This window comes from Curtobacterium sp. MCLR17_055 (assembly GCF_003234305.1).
Taxonomy (GTDB): Bacteria; Actinomycetota; Actinomycetes; order Actinomycetales; family Microbacteriaceae; genus Curtobacterium; species Curtobacterium flaccumfaciens.
This window is the reverse complement of sequence record NZ_QKSX01000006.1, coordinates 101,327-124,477: the sequence shown is the minus strand read 5'-3', so window position 1 is coordinate 124,477 and position 23,151 is coordinate 101,327. Positions and strand designations below refer to the sequence as shown.

The window sequence follows — 23,151 nt, the reverse complement described above, 5'->3', positions numbered from 1 at the left end:
GGGTGCTGGTACTCACGCGGAAGGTCGGCGAGCGGATCCTCGTCGGCGACGACATCGTCATCACGGTGCTCGACTCCCGGGGCGACGGCGTCCGGATCGGCATCGACGCCCCGCGCGGCGTGAAGATCCAGCGCGAAGAGGTCGTGCGTGCGGTCGCCGAGGCGAACGCCGAGGCCGCGGCTGCCGGTGACGACGCCGAGGCGCAGCTGCGCGCGGCACTCGGGGCACGTGGCGGCGCTGCCGCGGACGGCTCGACCCCGTCGGGACCGACCGACTCCTAGCCGTCCCACGCAGCCACGCCCGTCACGGGCGCGGCTGCTCGTCGATCACGGCTGCGGCTGTGTGTCCGTCACGGGCGGGGCTTCTTCTCCTGTTCGGGCAGCCGGCCGGCGGCGGCCTCGGCGGCGAACCAGGCGCGTGCCTCGTCCTGTCGGGCCTGCTCCGCACCGAGCGCGATCGGTGCGCGGACGTGACCGGGCTCGTACCCGAAGGTCTCGATCAGCTGCGGCACGATCGGCCGGACCCGGGCGACGAGCCGGTCGATGTACGCCGACACCGCACGGGCACGCTGCGCCGACAGTCGGCCGTGCAGCAGGTACCAGTCCAGGTGCTGCTCGAGCAGGCCGAGCGCGAACAGGTCGCGCAGCCACACGAGCACGCGGCGGGTGTCGCCCTCGGTGACCTCGTCGAGCGCCTCGGTGAAGGCATCCCACTGCATGAGCTCGGCGTGCGCCTTCGACGCCTCGATGAGCTCGTGCTGCGAGCGGTTCAGCAGTCGGGCGGCGCGAGCGCGGTCCTTGCCGGCCGATGCCAGCCGCATGCCGATCTCGGCCACCATCGTGTCGACCCGACCGGCGAGCAGTTCGCGCTGCGTGCGGGGGTCCTGCAGGTCGGCGACGCTGGCGGCCAGGGAGCCGCGGTCGGCCACGGTCTGGCCGAGGCGACGGATGCCGGACGCGTCGGCCAGCTTCGACGCCGCGACGGCCGCCACGAACTTCGCGGTGGACGCCGGGTCCTTCGGGGCCTTCGCGCGGAACTCGGTGAGCAGGCGTTTGCCGACGAGCTGCAGCAGCACGGTGTTGTCGCCCTCGAACGTCACGTAGACGTCGAGGTCGGCGCGGAGCCCGGTCAGACGGTTCTCGGCGAGGAACCCGGCACCGCCGCAGGCCTCGCGGGCCTCCTGCAGGGTGTCGAGCGCCGACCAGGTCGACATCGACTTGAACGCCGCGGCCTGGGTCTCCAGGTCCTCCCGGCGCTCCGGGGTGTCCTGTCGCCCGCTGAAGACGTCGTCGAAGGTGCGCAGGAGCTTCTCGTGCGCGAACGACTGCGCGAACACCGTCGCCAGGCGCGGGATGAGCCGGCGCTGGTGCCGGCCGTAGTCGAGCAGCACGCCCTCGGTGCCGTCACCGGTGGGGAACTGGCGGCGCTGCATCGCGTAGGTCAGGGCGATCTGCAGCGCGATCTTCTGGGCGACGACCGCGGCGCCGTCGAGCGACACCCGGCCCTGCACCAGGGTGCCGAGCATCGTGAAGAACCGGCGGCCGGGCGAGGCGATCGGCGACGAGTAGGTGCCGTCCGCGGCGACGTCGCCGTAGCGGTTCAGCAGGTTCGTGCGGGGGACCCGGACGTGGTCGAACGCGAGCCGACCGTTGTCGATGCCGTTCAGCCCGCCCTTGGGGCCGTCGTCCTCACCGCTGACGCCGGGGAGGAACGCCCCGTCGGCGTCGCGGAGCGGGACGTAGAACGCGTGCACGCCGTGGTCGACACCGGCGGTCACGAGCTTCGCGAACACGACGGCGGCGTGCCCGTGCAGGGCCGCGTTGCCGATGTAGTCCTTCCACGCACCGCGGAACGGCGTGTGGATCTCGAACTCCTCGGTCGCGGGGTCGTACGTGGCCGTCGTGGCGATGCTCTGGACGTCCGAGCCGTGGCCGGTCTCGGTCATCGCGAAGCAGCCGGGGACCTCGAACGAGACGATGCCCGGCAGGAACTCGCGGTGGTTCGCCTCGGTGCCCAGGTGGTGCACGGCGGACCCGAACAGGCCCCACTGCACCCCGGCCTTGATCTGCATCGACGGATCGGCGGTGACGAGTTCCTCGAACGCCGCCAGGTTGCCGCCGTGGTTGTCCTGGCCGCCGAACTCTGCGGGGTACGGGCGCTGGATCGCCCCGGCGTCGACCAGGGTCCGGAGCTGCTCGAGCACGCGTGCCCGGTGCTCGGGGATCGGCTGGCCCTCGATCTTCTGCATCGCGGGGTCGAGCGCGAGCCGCCGGGAGATCCGGCGGTCCTCGGCCCAGCGTCCGAGCAGGAGCTCCTGCACCAACTCGACGTCGATGCGGACGTCGGTGTCCGTCCCGGCCGTCGGGGTGCCCGCTGCCGGGTCGCCGGCGGCGTCGGCGTTCGGCGCGGCGTTCTTCGCGTCGACGTCCGGCGCGGTGTCGCTGCCGCTGGCGGGGGTGGTGCGCTGGGCGGGTGCGGTGTCGACCATGGGCGGAGTCCTCCTGAACTGCGGTGTCCGTGTTGCACCGTCCACGCTAGACACCGGTGCCGACAGTGGCGGGAACGCCGTGCGGGCCGCACAACCCCGTGTCGCCGGTGCCGTCACGAGGTCGTGGGAACCCTCCAAAGACATGAGCGGGGTTCGACGATTGGGCGTGCCCACCCGGCCGGGGGCAGACTGGCCGCCATGTCACGTACCACCCCCGCGGACCGCGAAGGCCGTCCCGGACGCACCTTCTTCGGGCAACCGTTCGAGCTCTCGACACCGTTCGCCGTGGAGCTCTGGGAGCGGTTCTCGTTCTACGGGATGCAGGGCATCGTCCTCATCTACATGTACTACACGGTCACGCAGGGCGGCCTGGGGATCGACAAGGGCATCGCCACCGGCATCATGGGTGCCTACGGCGGCGCGGTGTACCTGTTCACGATCATCGGGGCGTGGATCGCCGACCGGCTGATTGGCGCGGACCGGACCCTGTTCGGCAGCGCGATCGTCGTCATGCTCGGGCACATCGCCCTCGCGCTCATCCCCGGGGTGGCCGGGGTCGGGGTCGGCCTCGTGCTCATCGCGCTCGGCTCCGGCGGGCTCAAGGCCACCGCCACCACGATCGTCGGCGGCCTCTACAGCCGCGAGGACCCGCGCCGCGACGCCGGCTTCTCGCTCTACTACCTCGGCGTGAACCTCGGGGCGTTCTTCGGACCGCTGCTCACCGGGCTGCTGCAGAGCTCGCTCGGCTTCCACTGGGGCTTCGGCCTCGCCGCCGTCGGCATGGCGGCGGGCCTGGTGCAGTACGCGATCAGGCGGAAGAAGCTGCCCGAGGTCGTCCGCCACGTGGCGAACCCCGTCGACCGCCGGCGTCTGCCGCTCATCGGAGCCGGCGTCGTCGTCGCGCTCGTCGTCATCGTCGTCGCCGTGCTGACCGGCCTGCTCAACGTCGGCAACCTGCCCACCGTCGTGGTGGCGGTCGTCGTGCTGGCCACCATCGGCTACTTCGTGGTCATCCTGTCGAGCGGCATCACCCGTGACGAGCGGTCGCGGGTCTTCGCGTTCATCCCGCTGTTCATCGGCAGTGCCGTGTTCTGGTCGCTCTACCAGCAGCAGTTCACCGTCGTGACGGTCTACTCCGACGAGCGCCTCGACCGCTCGCTGTTCGGCTGGGAGATGCCGGTGTCGTGGGTGCAGTCGATCAACCCGGTCTTCATCATCGTGCTGTCCGGCGTCTTCGCGGCGCTGTGGACCAAGCTCGGCGACCGCCAGCCGTCCACCCCGACGAAGTTCGCTCTCGGCACCGGGATCATGGGGCTCGCGTTCCTGCTCTTCCTGCCGTTCACCGGCTCGGGCGAGAACGGCACGCCGCTGCTGGCGCTCGTCGGCATCCTGCTGGTCTTCACGCTCGCCGAGCTGCTGCTCTCGCCCGTCGGCCAGTCCGTCGCGACGAAGCTCGCGCCGCCGAAGTTCCAGACGCAGATGGTCGCGCTGTTCTTCCTGTCGGTGTCGCTGGGCACCGCCGTCACCGGGGTGCTGTCCCGCTACTACGACCCGGCGAACGAGGCCCCGTACTTCACGATCCTCGGCCTGGTCGCCGTCGTGGTGGGCGTGGTCCTGCTGCTCCTGGCCAAGCCGGTGCTGCGGCTCATGCGCGGCATCCGGTAACCTGAGCGGAGCCACACGCCGACGCAACCAAGGAGTCACCACCCATGCTCGAACTCATCGCAGGGATCATCATCGGCGTCGGCGTCCTCGGTGGCGTCGGGTGCTGCATGGCCGTCGCGGCCATGATGAAGAGCGGCTCCGAGGAGTACTGAGTCCCTGACCCGGACTACTCGCCGCTGTCGGTCGTGACCGGCACCAGCTGGCGACTCAGGACGGTCGCGCGCTCGAAGGGGCCGCGGCCGTCCTTCGTGTACGCGGGCTCATCGAAGGCGACGGTCCACGTGCGCGGTGTCCCGCCGATCTGACTCCCGCCGGGAGCCACGATCACCCCGATCGGCTCGTCGGCCCACTGCTCACCACCCCGATCGGTGTCGATGACCTGCACGAGGGCACCGATGCCGAGACCAGGAGCATCGTCGGGGCGGGGACTGGGGGAGCGGCGGCGTCCGAACACGCCATCACCGTAGCGGCGAGTGGTCACGGAACGTCTGTGCGGCACCTGTCGACACGCTGACGGACCGGCCGCCGGGTGGTCAGGACACCCCGCCTGCCGCGCGTCGAGTGGTCGCGAACCGTCGGCTGCGCCGCCGCCAGGCGACGCGTCGTGACCAGCGCGCGGAGGTGAGCGGGGTGTTGCGACCGGCGGGACGACGGCCGGGAGGCCCGTGGCGGGCCCGCACCGCGCCTCCAGGCCGCTGTCGGTCGCGTCCAGAGCGCGGGCCGGGTGATCAGGACACCCCGCCTGCCGCGCGTCGAGTGGTCAGGAACCGTCGGCTGCGCCGCCGCCAGGCGACAGTTCGTGACCCCTCGGCGAACCCGAGCGGGGTGTCTTGACCAGCCGACCGCCCCGCGACCAGACCCGGCCCGCGTCAGACCGCGGCCGGCTCCACCCGGGCGATCTCGGTGATGGACGAGTGGCCCGTCTCGGGGTGCTTGCGCATCGACAGCAGCCGCTCCATCGACGGTTCGAGCGCCGTGACCTTGTCGAGCGGCGCACTCACGACGAGCTGGAACCCGAGCCGGAGCCACGCGGTGACCGCACGGCCGGCGAACTCCGAGTCCGCCTTGATGAACGCCTCGTCGAGGAACACCGGCGCGAACCGGGGCCGTGGGCGGGTCTCGTCACCGAGCTGGTAGCGCAGCGCGGCGCCGACGATGAACGCGACGAGCTCCTGCGTCTCACCACCGGACTTGTCGCCGAGCGACGAGTACACGCCGAGGTCGTTGCCGTCGGTGTCGTACCGGACGGCCGTGATCTCCATGTGCCGCCGGACGTCGAGCACCGCGTCGCGCTGGGTGGTGCGGCCGCGGGCGGCGTCCGGGTCGGGCCGGATGACCGCCATGAAGCGCCGGAGCCGCCGGAACCGGGTCTCGAGCACATCGTCGGTCAGCTCGGTGTCGACCGAGGCGGACAGCGCGCGGAGCTCCCGACGGAAGGCGGTGACGTCCTCGCGGGTGACCCGGCGGATCTGGATCTTCAGGCGGTCCCGGTTCGCGCCGAACGGCAGCTCCCGCAGGATCTCGTTGACCGGCTCGAGGCGCTCCTCGATCTCGACGACGGCACGGTCGAAGGCACCGGCGAGCGGGACGAGGTCCTCGCCGCTCCACTGCGACAGGCGTCGACGCCACTCGCTCCGACGCGCGTGCAGGCCGGTCGCCACGATCTGGTCGAGGATCGCGTGGTAGTCCGGGTACGACGCGACGCCGGTGCCGAGGTTCGGGTCGGGCCAGGCGTCCTGGTACCGCTGGAACGTCAGCGTCAACGAGGTCGAGGCCGCCGCGGCACCGTCGAGTGCCTGCGTGAGCCGCTCCTCGAGCCGGCGCTTGAGTCGTCGGGTCGCGTCGTCGAACCCGTCGACGCCGTCCGGGGCGCCGATCTCCTCGAAGGTCTCCTCGAGCAGGCGGGACTGCTGGTCGTCCGGCAGCGAACCGGGCGAGGAGTCGAAGCGCTCCAGGATCTCGGCGGCGGCGTCCTGGCCGTCGACGAGCACCGCGTGGCGCTCCTCGAGCCGCTGGACGGACAGCCGTGCGGCGGAGCGACGGTCGGCGGCCTCGTCGAGGGACTTCCGGAGCCGGGCGACCGAGGCCCGCAGCGTCCGGAGGCCGTCGTCGGCGGCGAGTAGCGCCTGCCGTTCCTCGTCGAGCCGGGCGAGGGAGGTCCCGAGCCCGTCGACGTCGATCACGGCCCACGTGACGTCGACCACGTGCTGGTGCGCGGCGCGGAGCACGTCGAGCGCGGTGAGGTCCTGCGCGACGTCGGTGCGGCGGGCCTCGAGCGTGGCGAGGTCCTGCGCGATCGAGGCGAGCTCCTGCTCGACCGCGGCGACGCGGGCCTCGTTCGTGAAGCCGATGACGTTCGACTGGCGGCGGTCACCGTGCGCGCCACGACGACCGTCGCGCAGCTGCCCGGACTCGGTGACCCGGCGGCCACCTCCGCCGAGGTCCGACGCCGAGGCGACACAGCGTGCGTCGGTGCGGTCGGACTCGATCCGTTCGCGCACCCAGGTGCTGAACGGCGACGGCTTGATGGCGAGCTTGCCGGAGACCATCGCCGGGTCGCCGTCGAGGTCCAGGTGCGGGCCGGTCGGCACACCCTCGAACTGCACGCGGACGGGCAGGCGCAGTGCGTCGATCGCCTCGCTGAAGTCGCCGAGGCGGTCCTGGTCGACGAGCAGCGTGCGGGCGACGGGGGCCAGGACGGACTCGATGGCCGTGCGCCAGCGCTCCTCGCCGGGCAGCACGTCGAGCAGTTCCGCCACGAAGGGCAGCTCGGCCGGGTCGATGCCGGCGGCGCGGGCCATCGCGAGCCGGGCCTCGTGCATCGGCAGCGGCATGGCGCCCTGCCGGTGTTCGAGCGACTGGCGCTCCTGCCGCAGGGACCGCTCGCGGTCGAGGAGCGGGTACTCCTCGCGGGTCAGGGCGTCGCGGCGTTCGTCGAGGGCGGTGCGCGCGTCGGCGTACGACCCGAGGAACTCGTGCGAGGCGCGCTGCGCGACGGTGAAGTCGGCCTCGGTCGCGACGGACGTGCCGAGCACCGCCGTGCGCTCGTCGAAGGTGCCACGGGTGCGCACCACGGCGTCGCGCTCACGGGTGAGCCGTTCGATGCGGTCCTCGAGCTGGGCGAGCGCGTTGCCGCCCTGGTCGCGGAGCCGGGCCTCGGCGTCGCGCAGCTCGATCTCGACGGCGGCGTGCCGGGCCTCGGCCGCGGCGACCTCGGCGCGCGATGCCGTCCGCTCCCGGGCGTTGCGCGCGACCTCGGCATCGAGCAGATCGCGCTTCCGCGAGGCCGTCCAGTGCGCGAACGGCGACACCTCGGCGCCGGTCGCGATGCCGTCCAGGGCCGCTGCGGCCTCGGTCGCACGCGAGATCTCGTCGTGCAGGTCGGTGATGGGCGAGAGGATGCGGACCTTGCGCTCCTCGGTGTCCATCGCCTCGTACGCCTCGTCGAGGGCGGAGAAGTGCGCGAGGGCCCGGTCGGCCGCCTCGTACGTGCCGGGGGTCTCGAGCACGAGCGACTTGTACAACGCGTCGACGGTCGGCAGGTGCTGGCCGGCCTGGATCCGGGCGAGCAGGCGCATCGCCCGGTTGCCGCCGCCGGAGTCACCGATGCCCAGCCGGGTCTGCAGCGTGTACGCGAGCTCCTGGTAGGTGTCGCGGATGACGAGCCCCGGCACACGGCCGGTCAGCTCGAGGTGGTGGAACCGCGACGGCACGAACTCCTCGAGCCGGCGCAGGTCGAAGGTGTCGTCGACCGTCGCCATGGTCATCTGGATGTCGCCGACCCCGCGGGCGCGCTTCGGCACGATGTACGCACGCAGCACCGTGAAGCGCCGCTCGTCGTCGTTCCGGAACGTGACCGCCGCCGCACCCCAGGTGGTCTGGTCGTCACCGCGCAGGTTCACGTCGCGCAGACTGCCGGTCTCCGGGTCGCGCCGGGTGTCGACCTTGCCGCGCAGGTACGTGAGCAGGTTGCGCTGGTCGGCGCTGCGGGCGCGGCCGGTGGTGGCGTCGTTCGAGGCGCCGTTGAACGGCACGTCGGACGGCATCATCACGGCCAGGTAGGCGTCCATCAGCGTGGACTTGCCGGTGCCCGAGGCGCCGGAGATGAGCGTCGCCGTGCCGGACAGCTCGACCTGCCGGTGGCCGTGGAAGCCACCCCAGTTGACGACCTGCATCGACTCGGCGCGCCACTGCGCGACCGTGTCGAAGAGCGCCGGGATCTCGAACGTGTCGGTCACGCTTCCGTCTCGCCTTCGTCGTCGGTGTCGGTCTCGGCTTCGCCGTCTGCCTGGAGGGACGGGTCGTCCCCGTCGGTCGGCTCGCCACCTGGGGCGGTCGCCTCACCCTGCGCGGTGGTGGTCCGCAACCAGGCGTCCAGTTCGAGCAGGCGCTCCAGGGGGAGCAGCACCTCGACGACGCTCGCCACCCGGAAGCGGTCCGGGTCGGAGGTGCGGATCAGGATGCGTGCGGTCACGAGGCGCTCGATCGCCTTCGCGACCCGGCCCTCGTCGCGGGTGCGGTCGGTCGCGGTCGCCGGACGGAAGCCCGCCACGTGCCCGAGGATCTCGGAGCGGTCCACGACGACCTGGTCCGGGCCCGGTCGGGCGTCGGCGCGCAGGCGCATCCGCAGGTAGACGAGGACGATCGTCTCCTCGCGGGTGTACGGCAGGTCGCGGAGCAGGGTCGGGAACGTGCGGCGCTGGCTCTCCGACCGGGCCTGGCGCTTCCAGGCGACCTCGCGGTCACGGTCGACGTGCAGCTCGAGGAACAGGTCGTTCAGGCGGGACCGCAGCTGGTACTCGGCGTCGAGCACCGCGCGCCACTCGTCGGGGTGCGTGCGGGAGCTGACGTACGAGTGCCGCAGCAGTGCCACCAGGGCGCGTCGCTGGTGCTCGTCGAGCCGGCCCTCGTCGCCCTCGAAGAGGGCGAAGCTGGACTCGTCACGCTCGTCGTCCTGCATCACCGATGCGGGGTCGTCGTAGGGGACCGTGTCGTCGACCGGTGCCGGCGTCGTGTCGCTCACCGTGCCTCCTGTGCGTTCTCGTCGTGTGCGTCGCCGACCGGAGTGCGCTCGTCGTCGAGCGCAGCGGTGGGCATGTGGAAGGTGATCGCGGTGCCGTCGGGGCGGACCGTCCGGTGCTCGGCGACGTGCGCGGCCGACTCGAAGTCGTCGCGCCCCGTCAGCAGGTGCGCGAGGCCGAAGAGCTCGACCGGTCGGCGCTGCTCGGGCGGCAGCCCGTGGAACGCGTCGACGCTCGAGTCGGCCTCGGCGGAGCGGAGTGCCGCGCGCAGCTCGGTCAGGAGCGGCCCGCCGTGCATGCGGAGCATCTCGACGTCGAGGTCCTCGAAGACGTCGTCGTCGGGTTCCTCGATGGGCGGCGGCACGGACTCGGCGTCCGGGTCGTAGAAGCGCTCGCGCAGCGTGCCGACCTCGGCGGCCGCCGGTAGGAGCGGCAGCGGGATCCGGTCGCGTGCGCCGCCCTGGTCCATCAGGGTGGCGAGGCCGCGGTTGATCGAGCGGAGCACGGCGTCGAGCTCGCGGTCGCGCACCACGTCGTGGGCGACGATCTGGTCGCGGAGCGTGGCGGTGAGCTGACGGCGCTGGGCGAGGACGTCCTCGATGCCCTGGCGCAGGATCGTCACGGTGTTGCGGAAGGCCCGACGCTCGCCGGCTCCGAGGCCCTGCGCGAACGGGTGCGCCAGGATCGTCGCGATGTCGTCCCGGAGCCGCAGGAGCAGGGCGTCGTCGCGCAGCAGTTCGAAGGCGCCCTCGAAGGCACGGCCCTCGGGCGTCGCTTCCATCAGGTTGTCCGTGCGCGCCAGGTAGTCGTCGAGGATCTCGCCGATCGGGCGGACCTCCTGCCGGAAGTCCTCGACGATCGAGCGGTGCATCGTCGCGACCGCTTCTTCCACGCGCTTGAAGTCACTCGGCAGCTGCCGGATCAGGTCGGAGATGTTCGTGTACCCGTCGCGCATCCGGTCGTCGTCGACGGCCACGACGTCGTCGCCGTGCTCCAGGCGCTCCCGCTCGGCCTGCAGCTCGGCGATCTGGGCGTCGATCCGGCGGATCTGCACGTCGGGGTCGGGTTCGGCCCGGGCGGCCCACCGGTGCACGGCGTCGACGATCATCGCCAGGCGGCTCTCGCTGATCAGGGCGCGGTCGGCCGACAGCGCGTCGACGAGGCTCAGGGCTTCGAGGGCGTGGCTCGTCAGGGAGTACTGCTCGTCGCCGTCGGGGGAGTTCGAGCGGACGAGCCACTGGGCGCCGACCCACTCGCGGCACAGGGCGCGGCCGTTCGGGCGGGCCTCCTGCTCGCCCTCGGTCTGCTCGCTGTCGGCCTGCGCGCTGGCCGCCGGCACCGGCTGGTCGCTCGCGGGCACACGGGCACCCGCGGCCTGCAGGCGCGCGACGTGTTCCTCGACCTGCAGGTGCATGCGGTCGGCGGGGACGTACTGCACGTCGCGATCGAAGACCGTGCGGAACACGGCCAGGACCGTGGCGCTGGTCGGCCGGGACATGAGCCGCAGGGTCGGACGGTCGAGGACCGCTCGGACCCGGGCGAACTCGAGGTCGACGTCGGTCATGCGCCCCTTCGTCCGATCGTGCTGGTGGTCTGGCCCGCGTGCTGCGGCCTGATGAGATGACAAGAGCCCGACGCTGCTGCGTCGGGCTCTTGTCGGTGGTGTGTGTTGCTGTGTGGGCGATACCAGACTCGAACTGATGACCTCTTCGGTGTGAACGAAGCGCGCTACCAACTGCGCCAATCGCCCCCTGCACTGTTCGTGCGGATCGATACTAGCGGAAGTCCGGCGGTGCATCGAACACGTCGCGCGCCCGGGTGTGGCGCGCTGCCCGCAGGGGGTGTCGAACCGCCCCGATCCGCATGAACTCGGGGGACACGCCCGGTGAACGGGGAGGATTTTGGTGGAAGTGCCCCGGTGCGTATAGAGTTTACGTCGTCGCCGCGACAGCGGAACGACAGGTGCGGATGTGGCGCAGTGGTAGCGCATCACCTTGCCAAGGTGAGGGTCGCGAGTTCGAATCTCGTCATCCGCTCGAGTGTGGGTCTTCTCGAAGGCCCGCGACTCACCAGAGGGTATCCCACCGTTCGGGTACTCACGGAGACGTGAACCTCGATGGTGGGGTGGCCGAGAGGCTAGGCAGCGGCCTGCAAAGCCGTCCACGCGGGTTCGAATCCCGTCCCCACCTCCAGATCCACCCTCCAAGACCTTGATGGACTCCGGTCCACGCAGGGACTTGGGCGATTGGCGCAGCGGTAGCGCGCTTCCCTGACACGGAAGAGGTCACTGGTTCGATCCCAGTATCGCCCACCACCACGAAGCCCCCGGCAGGACCACCAGGTCCGGCCGGGGGCTTTCTTCGTTCCGGTCTGCTCGCCGTTCCCAGTCCGCCAGGTCCGCGATGTTCCGTGCACCCCGCCCGGTACGGTGGTGGTCATGCAGATCGGCCGGAGGCGGAAGCGTGCCCGACGCGGCACCACGCCCGTGCTGTTCCACAAGGTCTGCGAGTGGCAGCGGAACGATCGGGACCCCGGAGACGTCGTCGTCGAACGAGGAGTCTGGCTGGCGTTCACCGCGCGCCGAGTCGCGGTCTACGAGTTCGACGGCCGTGACACCCACGCTGCCGTGCTCGAACTGGACGAAGTGCTCGGTCCGACGTGGCAGGAGATGATCGACGAGGCGCCGGCAGAATGGCTCCTGACGCACCTGGAACGATTCGCGCGCGGTGTGGACGTCCGCCGGGCGGTGTTGGACGACTACGCCCTCCGACACGGCGGCGGAGCACCGCCGACCATCGAGTGGGCGATCCGGCTGTAGCGACGGAGTTCCCTCGACGGCGACTGGAATGGCCCAGATCGAGTCAGCCGGCCTCGTCGCAGGGCGCGCGGCGTTCGCTGGCCCGCGTGTCGACCACGAGGGGCTGGTGGACCAGAGCGCGGTCGGCCAAGGTGAGCACGTGACCGCCTCGTCGACGACCACTGCCCCTCGGCTCGCTCCGCTGTACGCCGCGGGGTTCGTGACCGCCTTCGGGGCGAACGGCATCGCCGCGGCGGTCGGCGGCGAACACCTCGAACTGGGCCTGACGCTCGCGTGGCTGGGGCTCTTCCTGGCGCTCTACGACGTCGCCGAACTCGTCCTCAAGCCGGTCTTCGGCGCACTGTCCGACCGCATCGGCCCGCGACCGGTGATCGTCGGCGGACTCGTTGTCTTCGCGGCAGCTTCACTCATCGGCGTCTTCGGGACCGGTCCGTTCTGGCTCGGGCTCGCTCGTCTGTTGCAGGGTGCCGGCGCCTCCGCGTTCTCGCCCGCATCGTCTGCCGCGGTCGCCCGCCTCGTGCCGGCGCACCGTCGCGGGACGTACTTCGGTCGGTACGGCTCGTGGAAGGGTCTCGGCTACGCCGGGGGACCGGTCATCGGTGCACTCGTGGTGCAGTTCGGCAGCACGCAGTGGCTCTTCGGGATCCTCGTCGTGATGGCTCTCGTGACGGCGGTGGCGGTGCTCGTCGCCGTCGAGCCGATCGTGCCCCTGCCCCGGCAGCGGGCCACGCTCGCCGTGATGGTCCGAGCTGCCACGGACCGCCAGTTCCTCATCCCGGTCGTCGTCCTGGCCGTCGGCAGCGCTGCGATCGGCGCGCTGACCGGGATGCTCCCGGCGCTCGGCACCGAGGTCGGCATCCCGCTCCTGGTGTCGACACTCGCGGTCGCCGTCCTCGCGGTGACGTCGTCGCTCGTGCAGCCCGTCGCCGGGCGGCTGCACGACGCCGGGCGTCTCGGCACCGGGATCGCGGGGGTGGCCGGGACGGCCGCGGTGGCCGCTGCGTTCCTGGTGGTCGCCGTCGCACCCTCGGCGGTGGCCGTCTTCATGGCGGCCCTGCTCGCCGGGGCCGGTGTCGCCACGCTGACACCCGTCGCGTTCGCGCACCTCGCCGGGACGACTCCGCCGGATCGGCTCGGTCGCACCATGGGTTCAGCGGAGCTCGGGCGTGAGACCGGGGACGCCGTCGGACCACTCGTCGTCGGTGGTGTCGGCAGCGCGATCGGGCTGCCGTTCGGGTTCGCGGCCTTCGCGGTGGTGGCGCTCGTCGGGACGCTCGTGGCATCGCGGTTACCGTCGAAGACGGCCGCAGCACGGGACGCGTAGGGCACAGACGAACCCCATCGGGCGCTACGCGTACGGGTCAGCGGACACCGTCCCGTAGGCATTCGTCCGACGTCGACGATCGCGGCGCGCAGCGACCCAGCGAGCCACCGCGAGCGCGAGCAGCGCGGCGGACACCCCGGCGAGCAGCCACAACCACCCGTCGTCGTCCTCGATGAGCAGCCGCAGGGCCAGCACTCCGAGCGGTGCTGCCACAAGGATCCGTCGGAGCTCGCGCCACGACGGCTTCCACAGCGTGGTCAGGCCCTTCTTCCACCGACCGACCACGACGTACGCGATCACACATCCTGGGATGCAGAGGGCGAGCCAGTTCGCGACCGCCCGCACCCCGTCGTCGTAGAACGGATGCGCCACTTCGCGGAGGACGCCGCCAGCAGCAGCCGCGACGAGCAGCCCCCACATCCGCGCCTCCCAGCGGCGAGGGTGCCACCAGGGTGTGCGCCACAACGGCACTCGCTCACGGACCACCGGCATCGCGACTCCTCCCCGGTCGGGCGTCCAGCCTATGCGCGACGTCGATCGACGACGGGACCGAGAGTCTGCCGTCCCTGGCGGGAATCCGGCCCTCCGCGTACGGTGTGACGGGACGAGGCCGACGCAGGTCGGTCCGACGGGGGGCACCATGAGGATCTTGAGCACCGTGGCACGAGGGCTGGGCTGGTTGCTGACGACGGTCGCGAAGACGCTGGGTGGGATGCGGGGCGCGAAGCCGTACACCGATTCCCACGCGGCGCAGGTCCCGCCACGTCGCGAGGACTACCGCCCGTAGGCAGCGCGACCGTGGTTCCGCTCCGTCACCGTAGGATCGTGGAGCCGCATCCAGCGGAACGACGGGGGAGTACCTGATGGAACAGCGCACCGAACAGCGCACGCGACCGCGGGTCGTCACGATCGCCGTGGCGCTCTGGTGGGCGTCCGTCGTCATCAGCCTCGTGGCCGCCGCGCCCGGGATGGTCGTGTCCATGCGCGAAGCCGGCGGCGCGATCATCGGAGCGTCGCTCGGGCTCGTCCTCGTTCTCGCCTGGTCGGCACTGTTCCTGTGGCTGGCAACGCGGATGGGACGAGGCTCCGGGAACGCGCGTCTCTGGCTCGCCATCATCGCCGGGCTGACTGCCTGCAGCGAAGTGCTCACCATCGCCACCGACGGCGTGGACTGGAGCCTCGTCGACGCCGTCTGCGTCGTCGTCGCCGCGGTGCTCAGCTACCTGCCCAGTGCCCGTCCGTTCTTCCCGCGGGACGAACGACGCCCGCGATCAGCGGAACCCCGCACCATCGGGTGGGACCCGACGACGGGTGAGCGCATCTTCGAGACGCCACCGTCGGGCGACCGCGCGCACTGACGCGAACCCCGAGGAACAGCCGGAGAACGCGCGTTCCCCATTGTGGGGGTACCGCGGACCGACGCCGGATGGTTCCATTCAGAGGTCGGCATCCTCCGGGTGCCGAACAGCCACGGACCGTCTTGCGTCGCAGTGAAGGTGGTCGCCGCTGGTTACGGTGACCACGAGGTGCCGTCGAGTCGATTCGGGTTCGACACGGCGGCGCCTCCCACACACCGGGGGACCGTCCGACCAGGAAGCAGCACCATGCGATCGCTCGTCTACACCAGCACCCAGACCCGTCCGATCACGGATTCCGAACTCGCCCAGATCCTGGCGGTCGGTCGCGAGAAGAACACCCGGCTTGGCATCACCGGCATGCTCGCGCACCGCGATGACAACTGCATCGGGATCATCGAGGGCGAGGACGACGTCGTCCGGCAGCGCTTCGACCAGGTCCGGGCCGACCCGCGGCACACGAACGTCCGGGTGCTGCTCGACGAGCCGATCGCCCAGCGCTCGTTCCCGGACTGGTCGATGGCGTTCCAGTCCCTCGACCCGCTGATGCACGACGTTCCGGGGTTCAGCGACCTGTTCAGCCCGGGTCGCCCGACTGATCCGGCGTTCGGGGCCTCCCGCGCTCGCGCCCTCCTGGACTGGTTCCGGAAGCACCCGCTGGCACCACTGACGAACCAGAACGCCGCCGACGAGGAAGTCCCGCGCACGCGGGCGATCAACGGTGCGATCGCGGTCATCCACGACGGGGGACTGTCACGCTTCTCGCTCGAGGGCGTCGCGTCCCGGTCGGGGATGCGGCAGGCCGAGATCCTCGAGCTCTTCCCCTCCGAGCACGCACTGCTGGCCGCCGCGGTGATGCGGTGGACCCGCGCGGTGTCGGCACCGCTGCTGCCGCTCGCCGGTGAGAAGGGCACGGTGGCGTTCCTGCACGCGCTGCTCTCCGCCCACGCTGAGGACCCGTCCCTCATGCGCCTGATCGCCGCGACGCTGGCCATCTCGACCGACCCGTCGACGGACGGCGCCGACTACTACCGGTCCGCGTACCTGCAGTTCCGCGAGACCGTCCGCACCGCGCTCCAGGAAGACGTCCGCGCCGGCCGCGAACCGGCGACGATGGACCCGATCCGCGGGGCACAGCAGCTGCTCGCCCTCTACGACGGCATCCGCCTGCAGGCGCTGCTGACGCCGGACACCGACGTCGTCGACGCGTTCGACCGTGCCGCCGCCCGCATGCGCCGCGGCTGGTCCGAGCAGTACGAGGAGACCACCGTGTGGGACATCTCCGCGCCGGCCGTGGACTGACGTTCAGCGCACCAGACGCACGGTCCGGGGGATGGGTCCGAACGCCGACTCGGCACCGTCGGGCGTGAAGCCGTTCCGCCGGTAGAAGGCGTGCGCCCGCGGGTTGTCCGCGGCCACCCACAGCGACGCCGGACGATCGGCGAGCACGGTGTCGAGGAGTGCCTGGCCGGCTCCGGTTCCGTGCGCACGGGACAGGACGTAGAGCGTCGTCAGCTCCTCGGGGCGGACGGCATCCGCATCGGCGGGCGTCGCCGGCCGGATCAGCGTCGAGACGTCGTCATCGTTCCCCACTCGGTCAGGGTAGCGACCGGCGTCCGGTGTTCAGAGCTGGAGGTCCAGGTCGAAGAACCCAGCACCGCCGAGGAACAGCGGCACCATGACCCCGAACAACGTCAGCGTCGCCCCGATCAGGATCGCCGCGAACGCGATGCCGTCGCCCCGCTCACCGGTCAGTCGCACGTCGCGGCGCGCGATGAACCCGACGACGAGACCGCCGATCGGTGCCACGAACGCGAGGGCGATCGCCACCACCGCGAGCAGGCTGAGGGGCGGTACCGGCACGGCTGCCGATGCGGGGGACCCGGCGGCGCTCGGCGCGGTCTGGTCAGGAGCGAGGTCGGTCACGCCGGTCAGCCTAGGGCCGACGAGGATTCCTCCGCTCACCCCTGACCGAGGTTCGTCACCAGGTTGATGGCGACCGCGATCAGCACCGTCCCGAAGAAGTACGACAGCAGCGCGTGCGGCAACGCCTTCCGCCGGGTCTCACTGTCATCCGGCTCGATCTCTGGTGCCGCGTACGACATGCCGATGGTGAAGGCGAAGTAGGCGAAGTCGCTGTAGGTCGGCCGCCCGTCCTGCTTGACGTCGAACCCACCGCCCCGGTGGTCGAGGAAGAACATCCGGGCGTACTTCAAGGCGTAGACCGTGTTGACCAACGCCCACGCCACCATCGTGCCGAGCACACCGAGCATGACCGCCGCGACCGAGGCCGGATCTCGCGCCTGGCTGGCTTCGCTCAGCGCCAGGACGACGGCGGCGAGACTCGCGAAACAAGCCACGATGAGCGCGTTGTCACTGACCCGTGTCTCGGACTCCTCGCGGGCGAGACGCTCGGTGCCGTCGGCGTCCTGGCGCCAGCACTTGTGCCAGACCTGGACCAGCGCGATCAGGCCGGCCGTGCACCAGGCCGCGAGCGGCCCGAGGGAGGGAGCCCCGGTGAAGGTCAACGCGACCCCGACCAGGACCCCGATCCCCACGATGACGAGCGCCCGACGCGTGGAGAGAATCCGATCGTTCATCGTCGTGCCTTCACGATCGTTCCTTCCCCCTGTCCGCTGCGTGGTCGGTCGTCACACGCCGGGGGTGAAGACGGCGCGGACGCAGCCGTCGTCCTTGTTCTTGAACATCTCGTACCCGCGCGGCCCTTGCGACAGTGGCATCACGTGCGTGGCGAGGTGCTCGGTGCTGATCTCTCCGGCGGCGATGCGGTCGAGGATCATCGGGATGTAGCGGTGCCCGTGCTGCTGAGCGCCGCGGACCGTCATGCCCTTGTTCATGATCGCGCCGAACGGGAACTTGTCGACGAGCCCACCGAAGACCCCGAGCGAGAACAGGCTGCCGCCCTTCCGGCAGGCGTAGATGGCCTCGCGCAGGGCAGTCGGCCGGTCGGTCTGCAACCGCAGCTGCTGCTTGGCCTGGTCGTACAGGTACAGCGGTCCGGTGCCGTGCGCTTCCATGCCGACGGCCTCGATGCACACGTCGGGACCCCGACCGCCGGTGCGTTCCTTGAGTTCCGGCAGCACGGCGTCGCTCGTGTAGTCGAGCGTCTCGGCACCGATGTGCTCGCGCACCTGTCGCAGCCGTTCGGGCAGACGGTCGATCACGATCACCTGCTCGGCGCCGAGGAGCATCGCTGCACGAGCGGCCATCTGGCCCACACCACCGGCGCCCCACACTGCGACGGTGTCACCCGGTGTGATCCCGGCCAGGTCGGCTCCGGTCCACCCGGTGGGTGCGGCATCGGAGGCGAACAGGGCGGCCGTGTCGGACACGCCGTCGGGGACCGTGAACGCCCCCTGATCGGCGTAGGGCACGCGGACGTACTCGGCGTGGCTGCCTGCGAACCCGCCGAGCGCGTGGCTGTAGGCGAAGCAGCCGCCGATCGACGACCCCCACATCGCCTCGGTCAAGCCCGGGTTCGGGTTGCCGTTGTCGCAGAGTGAGAACTGTCCGTGGGTGCAGTACCAGCACTGCCCGCAGGCGATGAACGAGCAGACGACGACCCGGTCGCCCACCTTGTGCTTCGTGACGGCCGATCCCGTCTCGACGACTTCTCCCATGAACTCGTGCCCCAGGACGTCTCCGGATCGCATGGTCGGGATGTACCCGCCGAGCAGGTGCAGGTCCGACCCGCAGGTGGTGCTCAGACGCACCTTCAGGATCACGTCGTGATCGTTGAGGATCTTCGGGTCCTCCACCGTCTCCACCGCGGTCTCGTTGACCCCGGTCCAACAGAGCGCCTTCACAGCACACCCTCCTCGTTGCTCCGTTTCGTCGCCACGTCCACCAACGCGCCGGTGGGTGTGGCCTTCCGGTGGCCGTGGGGGACCGGATCCACCCGGAGCACCTCGCCGACCTCGATGAGTTGCTTCGCCTCACGCAGAGCGGCCCGCAGCCGACCCTGAGAATCCGGGCCGCCGCCACGGAACCGGGCACGGAGCTCGGTGCCACGATCGCCGGGCGCGGGACGGGCCTCCACCTCGACGTCCTGCCCGAACGCCGTGAGCGGCGCGGGGATCCGCCCGCCTGGCAGCACCGCGTCCTGCCCGCGGTTCACCGTGACCGCGTGCCAGCCGGAACGCGGTTCGGCCAGCACCTTCCGTACGGGCCCGGGTGCGCCGCGTCGGCGGCGCGAGACGACGACGCCGACGGCAGCCGTGACCATCGCAGCGGCGGCGAGGTTCCGGGCCCTCATCGTGGTGTCCTGGCGAGGAGTCGGTGGGCAGCGGACGCGTTCGCGCCACACCGCCGGGGATTCGTGTGTTCCATCGCGGCCTCCTTGAGTCGCATCGGTGCGGATCAACGGGACGGGAGCGACAACCGCGCGATCGTGCCGGTCGGGGTCGCGGAGTCGCTCCTGTCGATCCACGGTGAGCGTGGCCTCCCTGGCGTCGTCCCGGGTTGTCCGTGATGCGCTGACCGGTCAACGGCGGGCATGTCGGTCGGCGCCGGTAGCGTCCGCCGCATGCGCTCGATCCGCCTGCAGGTGTCCGACGACGACCTCGATGACCTGCGTGTCCGTCTGCAGCGGGCGACTCTTCCGCAGCCGATCGGTGACGCACAGGCGAGCAGCGCCCTGCCCCTGGAGCGACTGCAGGGGCTGCTCGAGCACTGGCGGACCACGTTCGACTGGCGCCGCGTCGAGGACGAACTCGCCGCGGTGCCGCAGTTCCAGGCCGAGGTCGACGGCCAACGACTGCACTTCGCCCGGCTGACCGCGACGGGGAGTCCGACGGTGCGCATCCCAGTCATCGCGTTCCACGGGTGGCCGTACTCGTTCGTCGAGATGCTCCCGTTCGCCCGGGAGCTCGCCGGACGCACGGTCCACCTCGCCGACGGCCGGACCGCGGGGTTCGACGTCGTCGTTCCGTCACTTCCCGGCTTCGGCGCCTCGGCACCGCTGGCGGACCGTCCGTTCACTGGGCCCGTGGTCGCCGGGTTGATGCACGGGCTCATGACCGAGGTCCTCGGCTACGACCGTTGCCTGACCTACGGCGAGGACGTCGGCTCGACGACGAGCGACTGGCTCGCGGCGCTGCACCCGGAGTCGACCCTCGGGCTGTTCGCCACGCATGCCGCGTTCCCGCCGCCTTCGCGCGCGCAGGACCTCACGGAGGAGGAGTCCGCTTGGCTCCGTCAGCACGACGCTGAGTGGGCGAGCGGCCTCGGGTACGCGAAGGTGCAGGCGACCCGCCCGGAGGTCCTGGCGACCGCCCTGATGGACTCGCCGCTCGGACTGGCCGCGTGGATCACCGAGAAGCTGCTCGCCTGGGCGGGTGCGGGGACCTGGTGGACTGACGACGAGCTGCTGCGCACCGTGTCGCTGTACTGGTTCACCCGGAGCACCGGTTCGTCGTTCCGGCCGTACCTCGACCACCCGCGGCAACCGGAGCTCCCGGTCATCGACGTGCCCGTCGCGGTGGCCGTGCACACCGGTGAGCGCGGGCTTCCCCGGTCCTACGGCGCGCGCACGTACCGGGACATCCGGAGCTGGCACGACCTCGACCGAGGCGGACACTTCACCGCGTGGCAGGTCCCGGAAACGCTCGCCGACGAGGTCGCGGCGTTCGCCGCGACGCTCGCGCAGTAGCGCGCCGAGCGCTCCGGGCCGACGGCCGACCGGTCGGGGTGCTGCGGCAGGTGACCGCAGTGAGACGGACGGGAGGCCCGGTGCCAGCTGGCACCGGGCCTCCCGTCCGTCATGGGGTCGCGTCTCAGACGCGCACGGCGCGTTCGTCTGGGACGCAGTGCGTCATCATCAGGCCCTCGACGTCGCGGGAGCCGTTGTGACCGAGGTTCGACAGGCGGGCGAGCTCGTCGTCGCTGAGCGTCTGGGACTGCAGCGGGGGCAGGTCCTTGACCTCGTCGAGGGCGATGCCGAGCCCCTCGCCGACACGACGACCCAGGTCGTCCTCGACCATGTAGAAGTGCCAGAGCATGCGCTCCTGCACCGGACGGGCCGCCTGCGAGATGAGGTCGACGAAGTTCGCGACCAGGTCGTCGCGCTCCCAGTCCTGCAGGAGCAGGTACCGCTGGCCGGCCTGGGTGTAGTCGTTCGTCCGGGGGATCCGCTTGCGGGTGAGGCGCCCGGCGATCTCCGGTCCTTGGTCGTCGTGGGTCGGGTACTCCGCCTCGCGCAGGCCGCCGGTGATCGACGGCTCGTAGTTGACGTGCGGGTTCTCGCCGCCGTGGTCCTGGTGGTACGCCATCTGTCCGTCGCGCTGGTTGGTCGCGACGGCACCGTTCTTCGGGGCGTTCACCGGCAGCTGCAGGTAGTTCGGGCCGACGCGGTAGCGCTGCGTGTCCGAGTACGAGAACGTGCGGCCGACGAGCATCTTGTCGTCGGAGAAGTCCAGGCCGTCGACGAGCACGCCGGTGCCGAAGGACAGCTGCTCGTTCTCGGCGAAGTGGTTCGTGACGTTGCGGTCCAGGACCATCTTGCCGACGGGCTTCGGCGGGAACTCGTTCTCCGGCCACACCTTCGTGTCGTCGAGCGGGTCGAAGTCGAGCTCCGGGTGCTCGTGGTCGTCCATGAGCTGCACGCGCAGCTCCCACTCGGGGTACTCGCCACGCTCGATCGCCTCGTACAGGTCCTTCGACGCGTGCCCGAGGTCGCCGGCCTGCACGGCGGCGGCGTCGGCCTCGGTCATCGAGGACACGCCCACCGACGGGATCCAGTGGTACTTGACGAGCTTGGTGTCACCGTCCGCGTTCACCCACTTGTAGGTGTTCACGCCGAAGCCCTGCTGGGTGCGGTAGTTCGCGGGGATGCCGCGCGGGCTGAACAGGTTGACGAGCATGTGCATCGACTCGGGGGTCTGCGACATGAAGTCGAAGATGCGCGCCGGCTCCTGCCGGAAGGTCACGGGGTCGGGCTTGAGGGAGTGGATGACGTCGGGGAACTTGATGGCGTCGCGGATGAAGAAGACGCCGAGGTTGTTGCCGACGAGGTCCCAGTTGCCGTCCTCGGTGTAGAACTTCACGGCAAAGCCGCGCGGGTCGCGGGCAGCCTCGGAGGAGTCTCGGCCGCCGATCACGGTGGAGAACCGGATCGCCAGGTCGGTGCGCTTGCCGGCCTCCTGGAACAGCTTCGCGCGGGTGTACTGCGCGATGGGTTCGTCCCCCCAGGTGCCGGTGGCCTCGAAGTAGCCGAAGGCGACGGCACCGCGGGCGTGTACGACCCGCTCCGGGATCCGTTCACGGTCGAAGTGGCTGATCTTCTCGAGGAACTGGTAGTTCTCGAGCGTCGCCGGGCCACGGGCCCCGACGGTGCGCTGGTTCTGGTTGTCGGAGACGGGGTGGCCCTGGCGGTTCGTCAGGATGCGGCGGTCGTCGCCCTCGGCGGGCGGTTGGCTGGAGACGTCGGTCATGTCTCGTCCTCTCTGCGGTCGCGGTCGGCTCGGGTTCCCGACCGAGTGTGGACCGGAGCGCGGGCACGCCCTCTCAGCGGCGTCGAGGGCGCGGACGAGGACCGGTCGCCGGTGCGGCCGCCGCTGACGGCCCGTCAGGACGTCGCCGCTGACGGCCCGTCAGTACGAGGTGCGACCGGTGGCTGCTGCGCCGAGCACCGCGGCCGCACCGTGCGCGAGCAGGGTCCCGTCGGTGACGACGGCGACGCGGTCGAACCCGAGCGCGCGGAGCCGTTCGGCGCGGGCCAGGTCACCGGCGAAGGCGCCAGTGTGCTTGCCCGCGCGGCGGGCTGCGGCGACGATCGCGGGGAGGGGGTCCGTGGTGCTGTCGGCGTCGAGCAGCTCGCGCAGATCCACGCCGAGCCCGATCGACAGGTCGAAGGGGCCGACGAACACCGCCGAGACGCCCGGGACCGCCAGGATCTGCTCGGCGGCACGGAGGCCCTCGGGTGTCTCGAGCATCACCCACACCTCGGGGTCGGCAGCGGCGGCGGACGGTGCCGCACCGCCCCACAGTCCCGCCATCGGCCCCCAGCTCCGTCGGCCCCGCGGTGGGTAGTGCGCGGCGCGCACGGCGTGCTCGGCCTGCTCGACGGTCTCGATCATCGGGACGATCACGATGTCGGCACCGAGGTCGAGCGCACGGCCGATCGCGGCGTCCGAGCCCTCGGCGACGCGAATCGCGACGGGGACCTGCGGAGCGACCGCGGCGAGCGCCGGCATCGTCGCCAGGAGTGTGGCGTCGTCGAAGGCGCCGTGCTGGGCGTCGAGGCCGAGCCAGGCGAACCCGTTCTGGGCGATCTGCGTGGTGGTCCGGGGTTCGCCGAGCGTGCACCACACGCCGTCGGCGCGGCCGTCTCCGAGTGCTGGCACCGTGGTCCTCCGTCTGGTCTGCCGTCGCGATCGCCGGTGGTTCGTCGTCCGGCGCGTCAGGCTACCGCCCGCGGAGCGCTCGTCGCCCGTTCGCGCGGGCCGGGGGATGGCCTCATG

General features: G+C 71.2%; 21 protein-coding genes and 4 tRNA genes. 11 read left to right on the top strand and 14 right to left on the bottom strand.

Annotated features, from left to right (window positions below; translation table 11 throughout):
• Window positions 1-2: 2 nt before the first annotated feature.
• Entirely contained in the window at window positions 3-281 is a 279-nt protein-coding gene (gene csrA, locus DEJ09_RS07130) for a carbon storage regulator CsrA (protein ID WP_071403899.1), read from the top strand.
• 68 nt (window positions 282-349) lie between these two features.
• On the opposite strand, the gene DEJ09_RS07125 is transcribed toward csrA, so the two are convergent.
• Complete coding sequence (locus tag DEJ09_RS07125) at window positions 350-2,488, bottom strand: acyl-CoA dehydrogenase (protein ID WP_111088047.1); 2,139 nt, start codon at window positions 2,486-2,488, stop codon at window positions 350-352.
• A gap of 198 nt (window positions 2,489-2,686) precedes the next feature.
• On the opposite strand from DEJ09_RS07125, the gene DEJ09_RS07120 reads away from it, so the two are divergent.
• Window positions 2,687-4,153, top strand: a complete 1,467-nt coding sequence (locus tag DEJ09_RS07120) for a peptide MFS transporter (RefSeq protein WP_181433121.1) — start codon at window positions 2,687-2,689, stop codon at window positions 4,151-4,153.
• A gap of 166 nt (window positions 4,154-4,319) precedes the next feature.
• On the opposite strand, the gene DEJ09_RS07115 is transcribed toward DEJ09_RS07120, so the two are convergent.
• The 5 genes from DEJ09_RS07115 to DEJ09_RS07095 all read right to left on the bottom strand — a co-directional run bounded on the left by DEJ09_RS07115 (window position 4,320) and on the right by DEJ09_RS07095 (window position 10,924).
• Window positions 4,320-4,607 carry a hypothetical protein gene (locus DEJ09_RS07115; RefSeq protein ID WP_146245690.1) on the bottom strand — a complete coding sequence of 96 codons (288 nt, stop codon included), beginning with the start codon at window positions 4,605-4,607 and terminating at the stop codon, window positions 4,320-4,322.
• Between the two features lie 415 nt (window positions 4,608-5,022).
• Window positions 5,023-8,391 (bottom strand): ATP-binding protein, encoded by a 3,369-nt coding sequence (locus tag DEJ09_RS07110; RefSeq protein ID WP_111088045.1) that lies wholly within the window; start codon window positions 8,389-8,391, stop codon window positions 5,023-5,025.
• A complete protein-coding gene (locus tag DEJ09_RS07105) occupies window positions 8,388-9,176 on the bottom strand; it encodes a DUF4194 domain-containing protein (RefSeq protein WP_111088044.1) in 789 nt (262 codons plus the stop codon). Before DEJ09_RS07105 ends, DEJ09_RS07110 begins: the two co-directional genes overlap by 4 nt.
• Window positions 9,173-10,738, bottom strand: a complete 1,566-nt coding sequence (locus DEJ09_RS07100; protein ID WP_111088043.1) for a DUF3375 family protein — start codon at window positions 10,736-10,738, stop codon at window positions 9,173-9,175. Before DEJ09_RS07100 ends, DEJ09_RS07105 begins: the two co-directional genes overlap by 4 nt.
• 113 nt (window positions 10,739-10,851) lie before the next feature.
• Window positions 10,852-10,924, bottom strand: a tRNA-Val gene (locus DEJ09_RS07095).
• A gap of 214 nt (window positions 10,925-11,138) precedes the next feature.
• Between DEJ09_RS07095 and DEJ09_RS07090 the strand changes: the two genes are divergently transcribed.
• From DEJ09_RS07090 to DEJ09_RS07070, 5 genes are all read left to right on the top strand, one after another.
• Window positions 11,139-11,210, top strand: a tRNA-Gly gene (locus DEJ09_RS07090).
• Between the two features lie 82 nt (window positions 11,211-11,292).
• Window positions 11,293-11,366, top strand: a tRNA-Cys gene (locus tag DEJ09_RS07085).
• A gap of 47 nt (window positions 11,367-11,413) precedes the next feature.
• Window positions 11,414-11,488, top strand: a tRNA-Val gene (locus tag DEJ09_RS07080).
• 123 nt (window positions 11,489-11,611) lie between these two features.
• Window positions 11,612-11,992, top strand: coding sequence for a hypothetical protein (locus tag DEJ09_RS07075; RefSeq protein WP_146245689.1), 381 nt, complete (start codon window positions 11,612-11,614; stop codon window positions 11,990-11,992).
• 139 nt (window positions 11,993-12,131) lie between these two features.
• On the top strand, window positions 12,132-13,316 hold the full coding sequence (locus DEJ09_RS07070; protein WP_181433295.1) for an MFS transporter: 1,185 nt from the start codon (window positions 12,132-12,134) through the stop codon (window positions 13,314-13,316).
• Between the two features lie 24 nt (window positions 13,317-13,340).
• Here the strand turns inward: DEJ09_RS07070 and DEJ09_RS07065 are convergent, their stop codons facing one another.
• Window positions 13,341-13,736 carry a hypothetical protein gene (locus DEJ09_RS07065; protein WP_111088041.1) on the bottom strand — a complete coding sequence of 132 codons (396 nt, stop codon included), beginning with the start codon at window positions 13,734-13,736 and terminating at the stop codon, window positions 13,341-13,343.
• Window positions 13,737-13,965: 229 nt separating this feature from the next.
• Here DEJ09_RS07065 and DEJ09_RS18070 point away from each other — a divergent pair, with 229 nt between their 5' ends.
• The 3 genes from DEJ09_RS18070 (at window position 13,966) to DEJ09_RS07055 (ending at window position 15,973) form a co-directional block, all read left to right on the top strand.
• On the top strand, window positions 13,966-14,103 hold the full coding sequence (locus DEJ09_RS18070) for a hypothetical protein (RefSeq protein WP_181433294.1): 138 nt from the start codon (window positions 13,966-13,968) through the stop codon (window positions 14,101-14,103).
• 76 nt (window positions 14,104-14,179) lie between these two features.
• Window positions 14,180-14,674: a hypothetical protein gene (locus DEJ09_RS07060; protein WP_111088040.1), complete on the top strand. Its 495-nt coding sequence runs from the start codon at window positions 14,180-14,182 to the stop codon at window positions 14,672-14,674.
• Window positions 14,675-14,920: 246 nt separating this feature from the next.
• Window positions 14,921-15,973, top strand: a complete 1,053-nt coding sequence (locus DEJ09_RS07055; protein WP_111088039.1) for a BLUF domain-containing protein — start codon at window positions 14,921-14,923, stop codon at window positions 15,971-15,973.
• Between the two features lie 3 nt (window positions 15,974-15,976).
• On the opposite strand, the gene DEJ09_RS07050 is transcribed toward DEJ09_RS07055, so the two are convergent.
• Genes DEJ09_RS07050 through DEJ09_RS07030 form a run of 5 tightly spaced genes read right to left on the bottom strand, consistent with a single transcriptional unit; the run spans window position 15,977 to window position 18,947 of the window.
• Window positions 15,977-16,264 (bottom strand): N-acetyltransferase, encoded by a 288-nt coding sequence (locus tag DEJ09_RS07050; protein WP_111088038.1) that lies wholly within the window; start codon window positions 16,262-16,264, stop codon window positions 15,977-15,979.
• A 30-nt stretch (window positions 16,265-16,294) separates the two neighbouring features.
• Window positions 16,295-16,597: a DUF4190 domain-containing protein gene (locus DEJ09_RS07045; protein ID WP_111088037.1), complete on the bottom strand. Its 303-nt coding sequence runs from the start codon at window positions 16,595-16,597 to the stop codon at window positions 16,295-16,297.
• A 35-nt stretch (window positions 16,598-16,632) separates the two neighbouring features.
• Window positions 16,633-17,271, bottom strand: coding sequence for a DUF1345 domain-containing protein (locus DEJ09_RS07040; protein WP_111039569.1), 639 nt, complete (start codon window positions 17,269-17,271; stop codon window positions 16,633-16,635).
• A gap of 51 nt (window positions 17,272-17,322) precedes the next feature.
• Complete coding sequence (locus DEJ09_RS07035; RefSeq protein ID WP_111031770.1) at window positions 17,323-18,498, bottom strand: zinc-dependent alcohol dehydrogenase; 1,176 nt, start codon at window positions 18,496-18,498, stop codon at window positions 17,323-17,325.
• The gene (locus DEJ09_RS07030) at window positions 18,495-18,947 is read right to left on the bottom strand and encodes a hypothetical protein (protein WP_111088036.1); all 453 of its coding nucleotides are present in this window, start codon (window positions 18,945-18,947) and stop codon (window positions 18,495-18,497) included. The genes DEJ09_RS07035 and DEJ09_RS07030 overlap by 4 nt, the downstream gene beginning before the upstream one ends.
• A 270-nt stretch (window positions 18,948-19,217) precedes the next feature.
• Between DEJ09_RS07030 and DEJ09_RS07025 the strand changes: the two genes are divergently transcribed.
• Complete coding sequence (locus DEJ09_RS07025; protein WP_181433293.1) at window positions 19,218-20,342, top strand: epoxide hydrolase family protein; 1,125 nt, start codon at window positions 19,218-19,220, stop codon at window positions 20,340-20,342.
• Window positions 20,343-20,466: 124 nt separating this feature from the next.
• On the opposite strand, the gene DEJ09_RS07020 is transcribed toward DEJ09_RS07025, so the two are convergent.
• Both DEJ09_RS07020 and DEJ09_RS07015 read right to left on the bottom strand, forming a co-directional pair.
• Window positions 20,467-22,122, bottom strand: a complete 1,656-nt coding sequence (locus DEJ09_RS07020; RefSeq protein ID WP_111088034.1) for a catalase — start codon at window positions 22,120-22,122, stop codon at window positions 20,467-20,469.
• A gap of 159 nt (window positions 22,123-22,281) precedes the next feature.
• Window positions 22,282-23,034, bottom strand: a complete 753-nt coding sequence (locus DEJ09_RS07015) for an HpcH/HpaI aldolase/citrate lyase family protein (RefSeq protein WP_181433292.1) — start codon at window positions 23,032-23,034, stop codon at window positions 22,282-22,284.
• Between the last annotated feature and the right edge of the window lie 117 nt (window positions 23,035-23,151).

Coding starts and splice junctions, on each gene's coding strand:
- DEJ09_RS07060 (WP_111088040.1), top strand. CDS start 14,180: ATGGAACAGCGCACCGAACAGCGCACGCGACCGCGGGTCGTCACGATC.
- DEJ09_RS07075 (WP_146245689.1), top strand. CDS start 11,612: ATGCAGATCGGCCGGAGGCGGAAGCGTGCCCGACGCGGCACCACGCCC.
- DEJ09_RS07125 (WP_111088047.1), bottom strand. CDS start 2,488: ATGGTCGACACCGCACCCGCCCAGCGCACCACCCCCGCCAGCGGCAGC.
- DEJ09_RS07055 (WP_111088039.1), top strand. CDS start 14,921: ATGCGATCGCTCGTCTACACCAGCACCCAGACCCGTCCGATCACGGAT.
- DEJ09_RS07030 (WP_111088036.1), bottom strand. CDS start 18,947: ATGAGGGCCCGGAACCTCGCCGCCGCTGCGATGGTCACGGCTGCCGTC.
- DEJ09_RS07040 (WP_111039569.1), bottom strand. CDS start 17,271: ATGAACGATCGGATTCTCTCCACGCGTCGGGCGCTCGTCATCGTGGGG.
- DEJ09_RS07025 (WP_181433293.1), top strand. CDS start 19,218: ATGCGCTCGATCCGCCTGCAGGTGTCCGACGACGACCTCGATGACCTG.
- DEJ09_RS07065 (WP_111088041.1), bottom strand. CDS start 13,736: ATGTGGGGGCTGCTCGTCGCGGCTGCTGCTGGCGGCGTCCTCCGCGAA.
- DEJ09_RS07100 (WP_111088043.1), bottom strand. CDS start 10,738: ATGACCGACGTCGACCTCGAGTTCGCCCGGGTCCGAGCGGTCCTCGAC.
- DEJ09_RS07020 (WP_111088034.1), bottom strand. CDS start 22,122: ATGACCGACGTCTCCAGCCAACCGCCCGCCGAGGGCGACGACCGCCGC.
- DEJ09_RS07120 (WP_181433121.1), top strand. CDS start 2,687: ATGTCACGTACCACCCCCGCGGACCGCGAAGGCCGTCCCGGACGCACC.